Annotated in this window: 10 protein-coding genes; 1 reads left to right on the forward strand and 9 read right to left on the reverse strand. The window is 66.8% G+C overall.

Annotation, left to right across the window (positions count from 1 at the left end):
• Nucleotides 1–50: 50 nt before the first annotated feature.
• The gene (locus KK7_RS0113550; RefSeq protein WP_010545183.1) at nt 51–1,052 is read left to right on the forward strand and encodes an SGNH/GDSL hydrolase family protein; all 1,002 of its coding nucleotides are present in this window, start codon (nt 51–53) and stop codon (nt 1,050–1,052) included.
• A 34-nt stretch (nt 1,053–1,086) separates the two neighbouring features.
• Here the strand turns inward: KK7_RS0113550 and KK7_RS20695 are convergent, their stop codons facing one another.
• The 9 genes from KK7_RS20695 to KK7_RS0113595 form a co-directional block, all read right to left on the reverse strand.
• Nucleotides 1,087–1,725 carry a PilZ domain-containing protein gene (locus KK7_RS20695; RefSeq protein WP_010545184.1) on the reverse strand — a complete coding sequence of 213 codons (639 nt, stop codon included), beginning with the start codon at nt 1,723–1,725 and terminating at the stop codon, nt 1,087–1,089.
• 96 nt (nt 1,726–1,821) lie between these two features.
• A complete protein-coding gene (locus KK7_RS0113560) occupies nt 1,822–2,262 on the reverse strand; it encodes a hypothetical protein (protein WP_337459581.1) in 441 nt (146 codons plus the stop codon).
• Nucleotides 2,263–2,281: 19 nt separating this feature from the next.
• On the reverse strand, nt 2,282–3,127 hold the full coding sequence (locus tag KK7_RS0113565) for a flagellar motor protein MotB (RefSeq protein WP_010545186.1): 846 nt from the start codon (nt 3,125–3,127) through the stop codon (nt 2,282–2,284).
• A 1-nt stretch (nt 3,128) separates the two neighbouring features.
• Nucleotides 3,129–3,461, reverse strand: a complete 333-nt coding sequence (locus KK7_RS0113570) for a hypothetical protein (RefSeq protein ID WP_010545187.1) — start codon at nt 3,459–3,461, stop codon at nt 3,129–3,131.
• On the reverse strand, nt 3,461–3,985 hold the full coding sequence (locus KK7_RS0113575; protein WP_010545188.1) for a chemotaxis protein CheD: 525 nt from the start codon (nt 3,983–3,985) through the stop codon (nt 3,461–3,463). The genes KK7_RS0113570 and KK7_RS0113575 overlap by 1 nt, the downstream gene beginning before the upstream one ends.
• A gap of 1 nt (nt 3,986) precedes the next feature.
• Nucleotides 3,987–4,376, reverse strand: coding sequence for a response regulator (locus tag KK7_RS0113580; protein ID WP_029623277.1), 390 nt, complete (start codon nt 4,374–4,376; stop codon nt 3,987–3,989).
• A 2-nt stretch (nt 4,377–4,378) separates the two neighbouring features.
• Complete coding sequence (locus tag KK7_RS0113585; RefSeq protein ID WP_010545190.1) at nt 4,379–5,425, reverse strand: protein-glutamate methylesterase/protein-glutamine glutaminase; 1,047 nt, start codon at nt 5,423–5,425, stop codon at nt 4,379–4,381.
• On the reverse strand, nt 5,422–6,309 hold the full coding sequence (locus KK7_RS0113590; RefSeq protein WP_010545191.1) for a CheR family methyltransferase: 888 nt from the start codon (nt 6,307–6,309) through the stop codon (nt 5,422–5,424). Before KK7_RS0113590 ends, KK7_RS0113585 begins: the two co-directional genes overlap by 4 nt.
• The gene (locus KK7_RS0113595; protein WP_010545192.1) at nt 6,306–6,800 is read right to left on the reverse strand and encodes a chemotaxis protein CheW; all 495 of its coding nucleotides are present in this window, start codon (nt 6,798–6,800) and stop codon (nt 6,306–6,308) included. The genes KK7_RS0113590 and KK7_RS0113595 overlap by 4 nt, the downstream gene beginning before the upstream one ends.
• Nucleotides 6,801–8,011 lie beyond the last annotated feature (1,211 nt).

The raw sequence follows: 8,011 nt of genomic DNA on the forward strand, positions 1-8,011 counted from the left end.
CGCGCCGCCCGCCTTTCCGTTAACAGTTTGTTAACCATAGGAGAGGTGCAATGAGATTTCTTGCGCGGTGGCTGGCAGTCGTAGCGCTGGTCGCGTCCCCGTCCGCCTGGGCGGCGGGCGGCAGCTATTCGGGGCTCTACGTCTTCGGCGACAGCCTGGTGGACTCGGGCAATGCCTATCTCGGGACCGGGGGAGCGGTGGCGAAGCCCACCGACGGCTATTTCGCGGGGCGCTTTTCCAACGGTTTCAACTTCGCCGACTATCTCGGCCTGATGATCACCGGCGCGCCGACGACGCCGGCCTTCGCCGGGGGCCTGAACGTGGCAGTGGGCGGGGCGACGGCGGCCTACAGTCCTACCGAGACGAGCCCGAGCTTCCTGAGCCAGCTCGCCTATTTCCAGACCAAGATCGCGACATCGATCGATAGCAACGCACTGGTGCTGGTCACCTTCGGCGGCAACGACGTGCGCGATACGATCGGCACCGGCGGCGCGGTCAGCTTCAGCGCCGCGGCGCAGGCGCTGACCAACGGGATGAACGCCTTGTATGCGCTGGGCGCCCGCAACGTGGTGATCGTCGGTTCGCCGGACATCGGGCTGCTGCCGGCATCGGCGGCGGTGGCAGGGGCGGTGCCAGGCCGGCTCGCCGAGCTGACCTTGCGCTCGCAACAGATCAACGCGTTCCTGGCGGCGCTCGCGAGCAGCTTCGATGCGGCGCCGGGGGCGACGGCGAGCTATTTCGACCTGTTCGGGTACGAGCATGATCTGCTCGCCAATCCGTCGGCGTTCGGCCTGCCGTCCACGCTCAACACCACCACCCCCTGCCAGGTGCCGGGCGGCGGCTCGCCGCAGCTCGCCAATTGCAGCAATGCGCTCTATTTCGATGCCATCCACCCGACGACCCAGGTCCACCAGGCGATCGCTACGGCGATTGCCGGGCAGCTGGGCATCAGCCCGGTGCCGGAAGGGCAGGTTTGGGTGATGCTGATCCTCGGCTTCGGTACCGTCGGCGGAGCGCTGCGTCGTCGTCGCATGCTTGCGGCGATCGCCTGAGCGACACGGAGGAGCGGGTGTCCGGCGGCGCGGATCAGCGCGCCGGCTGGACCTCGCTCAGCCAAGCGGCGAGCTCGCCATAGGGGATCATGTCGATGAAGGCGACGCCGGCGGTTTCCGCGTCGCTCCACCGCACGGTGCAGCTGTGCGGCTTGAGGCCGGGGATGACGAGGGTCATCACCCGATCGAGATCCAGCTGGCCCGGCAGACGGATGCGCGCGCCGCTCTGCGAGATATTCTCGATCTGCACCGCGCTCGACACACCGTTGCAGACGAGGCGGGCGGGGCCGGTCACCAGGAAGCGGGGGGCACGCGGTACGGCCCGGCGCAGCCGCGCGGAGGGCGAACTGCCCTTGGCGGTGGCGAGCACGTCCTCGACATCGATCGGGGCGGTGAAGTGGACGCCAGCGCGCCCGTCGCTGGTCCAGACGATGGAGCCCTCCAGCGCCGGCCCGCCGCGCAGCTCGACCGTGATGCGATCCCCGTCGCGCAAGGGGAAGGGCGTCTCGATCATCATGCCGCTGGCGGAGATGTTGCGGACCCGACACAATTGCTCGCCGCCGTCGCAGCTCAGCTTGCCTACCATCAACGTCGTGACGGTGCGGGGCGCGCGCTGGGCCCAGGCATCGCCGCTGGTGTTGCTGGCTTCGAACTGGTGCTCGGCTGCGTCCACGACGTCGGTCTCCCCAGTGGGGCGCGAAGATGCGCCCCTGAATATATTATAGGATGAACGGCCGTTCAGCTTGGGCTCGGTAGTGTTACAATAGTCTCAGGCCGGGTTGGCGGCGGTGACGGCGATCTTGCGGATGATCTTGGGCCCGAACGCCTCGGTGGCCGATGCGTCGACCAGCTTGCGGAAGCCTTCCAGGTCCGGGAGCATCCCGTCCGGGCCGGCCGCCATCGGCGTGCGATAGGTGCGCATGTTGATCGCATGGAGCAGCAGCGGCATGCGCTGGGTGACGAATTCGGCCTTGGCCTCCTCCACCTCCAGCTGCACGTCGATCGAGGCATAGCCGGCAAGACGGCCATCGGCGAACACCAGGGGAACCAGCACCTTGCCGGTGGGCACGAACTTGCCCGGCGTTTCCTTCTCTTCCTTCTTCGCCTCCACGTGCGGGCCGCCGCCGATGCCGAGCATCTTGACCATGGCGTAGGCGGTGCCGCCGCCCGCGGCGAGGCCGGCGATCAGCGCGACGATTAGGAACAGCATCTTCTTCACGAAAGGGACCTCAGAACTTGAAGCTGGAGTCGCTCGGCAGCGCCGAGGTCTGGCCCTTGAGCACGATGCTGATGCGGCGGTTTTCCGCGCGGTTGGGCTGGTCCGGATAGACCGGCTGGGTGGCCCCCATCGCGACCACTTCGGCGAAGCGGTCCGGCGTCACGCCGCCCGCGATCAGGGCCGATCGCGCGGCGAGGGCGCGCTGGCCGGACAGCAGCCAGTTCGCGTCGCTCTGCCCGCCGGCGCCGTCGGTATGGCCCTCGATCGCGATCTGCGCGCCGACGGTGGCGATCTTCGAGGCGATCTTGGCGAGCAGCATCCGCGCATAGGGATTGAGCTCGGCGGTGTTCGCACGGAACATCGGCTGCTGATCGGTATCCATCAGCGTGATGCGGAGCCCGTCGCGGTCCTGCTTGACGTCGGTGTTCTTCTTCCCCTGGGACTGGGGCGTCGCTTCCAGCGCCACCATCAGTTCGGAGGCCATGACGCGCATCGTTGCCGGTACGTCGGCGGTGCCGCCGCGCGCGGAGCCGCTGGTCGTCACCTCGAAGGTGGGCGTGCCCTTGGCGGCGCTCGGATCGGCTTCGGATCGGCGGGTGGGGCCGCCGGCGCCGGGCGCGGTGTTGCTCACCGGGGTGGCCGGTGCGCTGTCCGCGATGGTCGGCGAGAAATACTTGGCCAGGCCCTTCAGCCGATCCTTGTCGGGATTGGCGAGCAGCCACAGCAGCATGAAGAAGGCCATCATAGCGGTGACGAAGTCGGCATAGGCCACCTTCCACGCGCCACCATGGTGGCCGCCGGCGACCTTCTTGACCTTCTTGACGATGATCGGCCGAGTATCCCCCCCGCGGGCCATGTTACTGCCCCTTCAGCGCGTTGCGCAGGCGTTCCTGGACGGCGCCGAGACGGACATGGCTGATCGCCGAGAGCGAATCCTCGCCGCCCGCGATCCGGTCCAGCAGGTTCACGCACTCGTCGGCGTGCTGGATCAGATAATCGAACGCCTGGAGCTGTTCGAGATAGTTGGCGGCGAAATGCTCGTCGCAGACCAGCACTTCGGCCAGGCCTTCCAGCTTCTTGCTGATCTCGCGGATTTCGCCCGCCATGACGCTGTGCAGCACGCCCGCGAACGGATCGTAGCCGGGCAGGGCCTGGGGGTTGGACGGTTCCGACATGGGCAGGCACGACATCAGAAAAGCTCCAATTCTCCGTCGGGGGCGGCAACAGGCAGGGGGGCGACCGGACGTTCCTGGACACGCTCCGCCACCTTGGTGCAGCGGCTCTTGCCCTCGTGCGGAAGGAACTCGACCTTGCGGGCGAGCGTGCCGCCGAGATCGCAATGCGCGATCGCGATGCCTTCGGTCTCCATGAACCGGCGGGCAAAGGCGGCGTTGGACGCGCCGATGCCCCCCAGGCCGGAGATGATGTTGGCGCCACCGTACAGATGGGCCTGCAGCCGCGGGCGCGAGGCGCCCTTGGCCATCATGCTGTTGATCAGCAGTTCCATCGCATGGACGCCGTAGCGCGCCATGTCCGAGCTCGAGACCTTGTGGTCCGCGCCCGGCTCCCCGAGCAGGAAGTGATTCATGCCTCCGACCTTGGCGACCGGGTCGTAGAGGCATGCGGCCACGCAGCTCCCGAGCAGGGTCGAAATCATGACATGGGGTTCCGCGATGACCGCGTTCTCGCCCTGGACGATGGAAACTCTGCGCATATCAGGTCAGCTCGCCGAAAACGCGTTCGATCTTTTCCTTCAGCGCCGCCGGCGCGAAAGGCTTGACGACATAGTTGTTCACACCCAGCGCCGCTGCCTTCTGCACGACCTCGCGGTCGGACGAACCGGTGAGCATGATGAACACGGTCTTGCCGATCACCGGGTCGGCGCGAACCGCCTCGAGGAACTGCAGCCCGTCCATCTCGGGCATGTTGTAGTCGGAGATCACCAGGTGGACGCGATCGCTCTTGATGGCGGACAGCGCTTCCGGTGCGGTGGCCTTGTCGCGAACGTCCTTGAACCCCAGGTCCTGCAGCGCACGACGGATCATCGCCCGCATACTGGTCTGATCATCAACGACCATCACCTTGATTTGTGATGCAGCGGGCATTGTTATGCGCTCCCAACCTTAACCGTTTCTCGACAAGCCTTCAGGATCGCCTCCGGCATTGCCGACAGGCCGACTTCCTTCTCCACTGCACCCGCTTCCTTGGCGGCGCGGGGCATGCCCCACACCACGCAGGTCTCCTTGGTCTGGCCCAGCGTCCGGGCACCAGCCCGGCGCATCGCCAGCAGGCCCTGGGCCCCGTCGCTGCCCATCCCGGTGAGGATCACACCGACGGCACCGGCGCCCAGCTTGGCGACCGACTGGAACAGCACGTCCACAGAGGGACGATGGCCGGTGACCGGATTGCCGGGGATCAGTTTGATCCGGCCATTGGCACCGCCCGAGAGTTCCATGTGTCGTTCGCCTCCAGGTGCAATATAGACGGTTCCCGGTGTCACCTGGGCGCCATCCGTAGCTTCCACTACATTGACGCGGCACTCGGCGTTCAGGCGCTGCGCGAAGCTGCGCGTAAAGGTCGCAGGCATGTGCTGGACGATCAGGATCGGGGGCGAATCCGCCGGCAGCGACGGCAGCAGCGAGAACAAGGCTTCCACGCCGCCCGTCGACGAGCCGATCGCGATCAGCTGGCCGGCGGCCCCGCCGCTGGCGCCCACGCTGGGCTGTGCCGGCAGGCGCTGCGGGCCCGCGCGGGCGACCGAGCGCGCCGCACTCTTGACCTTGTCGCAGAGCAGGGCGGCGTCGCGCTCGATGTCCTCGGGCGTGCCGCTCGGCTTGGTGACATAGTCGACCGCGCCCAGGCGCAGCGCCTCGATGGTCACCTCCGCCCCGCGGGCGGTGAGGGTAGAGCACATCACCACCGGCATCGGCCGGAGGCGCATGATGCGCTCCAGGAACGACAGGCCGTCCATCCCCGGCATTTCGACGTCGAGCGTCAGCACGTCGGGATTGAGCGCCTTGATCATGTCCCGCGCCGCGAACGGCTCGGGCGCCATGCCGACCACTTCGATCTCTGGGTCAGCGGAGAGCATGCGCTTCAGCGTCGCGCGCATGGATGCGCTGTCGTCGACGATGAGCGTACGAACTGGTTTCATGCCCTGGACTCCGGCTTCTGGTAAATTGTGTGGCCGCACGAGCGCATCTTGGTCGCCGCCGGCCCGATCAGCCGTTCGGAATGGCCGATGTAGAGGAAGGCCCCGGGGGCGAGCTGCTCGACGAAGCGATGCTCGAGTTCCTCCTTCGCGGGGTCGCCGAAATAGATCATCACGTTCCGGCAGAAGATGATGTCATACGCTGCCTTTAGCGGCCATGGTTCGAACAGGTTGAGCACCTTGGCGGTTACCAGCTGCCGTGCTTCGTCGGCCATGATGAAGCCGCCTTGCGTGGGCTTCATCCAGCTCGATCGATACGGCTCCGGCACCCCCGCCGCGACATTCTCCGCATAGACGCCGCGCTGGACGGACTCGACCACGTGCGGCGCGATGTCGGTCGCCAGCAGGCGCACATCGGCATTGCGCAGCCACGACGCGTTGCTGCGGTTCGGCCCCAGCAGACACATCGCGATCGTGTAGACTTCTTCCCCCGACGAACATCCCGCCGACCAGATCCGGATCGGCCCCTGCTTGCGCTGGAGGATCGGGATCACAGTCTCGCGAAAGTGATCGAAGTGGTGCGGCTCGCGGAAGAAGTGCGTGTGGTTGGTGGTCAGTGCCACCACCATCGCGTGCCGTTCTTCCGCGTCGCTGTGCACCAGGTCGACATAGTCGCAGAACCGGGCGAGACCGAACTTGCGCAGCCGCCGCGCGAGGCGGGACTGGACGAGCGTCGTCTTCGCCTCGCTCAGCGAAATGCGGGCATCCTCGTACATGATCGCGGCGATGGCCTGGAAGTCGCGCGGCGTGAGCTCCGCGACCTGGCCCGGTGCCATCGCGTTCGCGGCGCCGGCGGACGCCGCGGTGGCGCCCCCGGCGGGGCTCATGCGGCGAGATCCAGGTGCTTGGTCAGGCTCAGCGCGTTCAGGTCGAGCAGCAGCACCATGCTGCCATTCTCGTCCCGCGTGCCGTCCTTGGCGCGCGTCGCGATGCGGACGAGGCCGGCGATCACGCTTTCCTCCAGCGCCGTCTCGACCGCGGGGGCCGGCTGGATCTCGCCCACGTTGATGCCCACGATGTCGTTGACCTCGTCGACCAGGAAGCCCGCCTGCTTGCCCATGATGTTGACGACCAGGATGCACGAGCGGGCATGGAGCACGCTCGGCTCCCAGCCCAGGCGCTCGGCCAGGCCGACCACCGGGATCACGTTGCCGCGCAGGTTGGTCACGCCCTTGATGAAGCTGGGGACGTTGGGAAGCGGCGTCGGCTCGTCCCATTCGCGGATCTCGATGAGCGCGCTCATGTCGATCCCGAAGATCTGCTTGGCCAGCGAGAAGGTTACGATCTTTCGATCATTGGCGGTGTCAGGCGTGCTCATGCTGCAAGTCCCTTGGGCGAGTAACGGGAGGGCGAGGAAACAAGCGCCTCGATATCGAGGATCAGCGCGATCGAGCCGTCGCCGAGGATGGTCGCGCCACCCAGGCCGCGGATCGGATGCAGGTTCTGGTCGAGGCTCTTGATAACGACTTCGCGGCGGTCATCGATGGTGTCGACGACCAGGCCGACCTTGCCCGAGCTTTCGCTCTCGACGATCACCACCAGCGAGTCCTCGATGGCGCGGTCGTCGTTCAGGCCGAAGATCTCGGTCGCACGCTTCACCGGCAGATATTCGCCGCGCATGTCGATCACTTCGTGGTCGGGGGCGGTACGCTTCACCTGGCCCGGCTCGGGCTGGATCGTCTCCAGCACGTGCGTCAGCGGCAGGACGAAGCGCTGGCCGGCGAGCCGCACGATCATGCCGTCCAGAATGGCCAGCGTGAGCGGCAGGATCATCGTGAAGGTCGTGCCTTCGCCGGGCACCGAGTGGATCTCGACGCGGCCGCCCAGGGCTTCCACGTTCGAGCGCACCACGTCCATGCCGACGCCGCGACCCGAGATGTTCGAGATCTTCTCTGCGGTGGAGAAGCCCGGCGCGCAGATCAGCTGGTCGATTTCCTCGTTCGTCAGCACCGCATCGGCGCTGATGATGCCCTTTTCCACCGCCTTGGCGCGGACGCGTTCGCGGTTGATGCCGCGGCCATTGTCCGCGACCCGCACGAAGATCCGGGCGCCCTTCTGCTCGGCCGACAGCTTGATCGTGCCGGCGGGGTCCTTGCCCGCCGCGATCCGCTCCTCGGCGCTTTCCAGACCATGGTCCGCGGCGTTGCGGATCATGTGGGTCAGCGGATCGCCGATCTTCTCGATCACGCCCTTGTCGACTTCGGTCGTCTCACCGATCGTCTCGAGGTTGATCTGCTTGCCGGTTTCCACCGAAAGATCGCGGAGCATGCGCGGCACGCGGCTGAAGGCCTGCCGGATCGGCTGGGCGCGCAGCGACATGACGTTGTCCTGGATCTGCCGGGTGAGGCGGGCCAGTTCGGGCAGTTCGACGCGCTGGCGATCGGCCGGCGACAGCCGGTCGGCCAGGATCGAGTTGCGGATCACCAACTCGCCGACCAGGTTCAGCAGCAGGTCGAGCTTGATCAGGTCGACGCGGATGGTCTGCGCGGCTTCAGATCGGAAGAGCGGTTCAGCAGGAATGCCGAGACC

The sequence above is a fragment of the Sphingomonas elodea ATCC 31461 genome (assembly GCF_000226955.1).
Lineage (GTDB): Bacteria > Pseudomonadota > Alphaproteobacteria > Sphingomonadales > Sphingomonadaceae > Sphingomonas > Sphingomonas elodea.

What these genes read in the sequence shown, in the direction of transcription:
- KK7_RS0113550 (WP_010545183.1), top strand. Translation starts at nt 51, where the DNA reads ATGAGATTTCTTGCGCGGTGGCTGGCAGTCGTAGCGCTGGTCGCGTCC.
- KK7_RS0113560 (WP_337459581.1), bottom strand. Translation starts at nt 2,262, where the DNA reads ATGCTGTTCCTAATCGTCGCGCTGATCGCCGGCCTCGCCGCGGGCGGC.
- KK7_RS0113565 (WP_010545186.1), bottom strand. Translation starts at nt 3,127, where the DNA reads ATGGCCCGCGGGGGGGATACTCGGCCGATCATCGTCAAGAAGGTCAAG.
- KK7_RS0113570 (WP_010545187.1), bottom strand. Translation starts at nt 3,461, where the DNA reads ATGTCGTGCCTGCCCATGTCGGAACCGTCCAACCCCCAGGCCCTGCCC.
- KK7_RS0113575 (WP_010545188.1), bottom strand. Translation starts at nt 3,985, where the DNA reads ATGCGCAGAGTTTCCATCGTCCAGGGCGAGAACGCGGTCATCGCGGAA.
- KK7_RS0113580 (WP_029623277.1), bottom strand. Translation starts at nt 4,376, where the DNA reads ATGCCCGCTGCATCACAAATCAAGGTGATGGTCGTTGATGATCAGACC.
- KK7_RS0113585 (WP_010545190.1), bottom strand. Translation starts at nt 5,425, where the DNA reads ATGAAACCAGTTCGTACGCTCATCGTCGACGACAGCGCATCCATGCGC.
- KK7_RS0113590 (WP_010545191.1), bottom strand. Translation starts at nt 6,309, where the DNA reads ATGAGCCCCGCCGGGGGCGCCACCGCGGCGTCCGCCGGCGCCGCGAAC.
- KK7_RS0113595 (WP_010545192.1), bottom strand. Translation starts at nt 6,800, where the DNA reads ATGAGCACGCCTGACACCGCCAATGATCGAAAGATCGTAACCTTCTCG.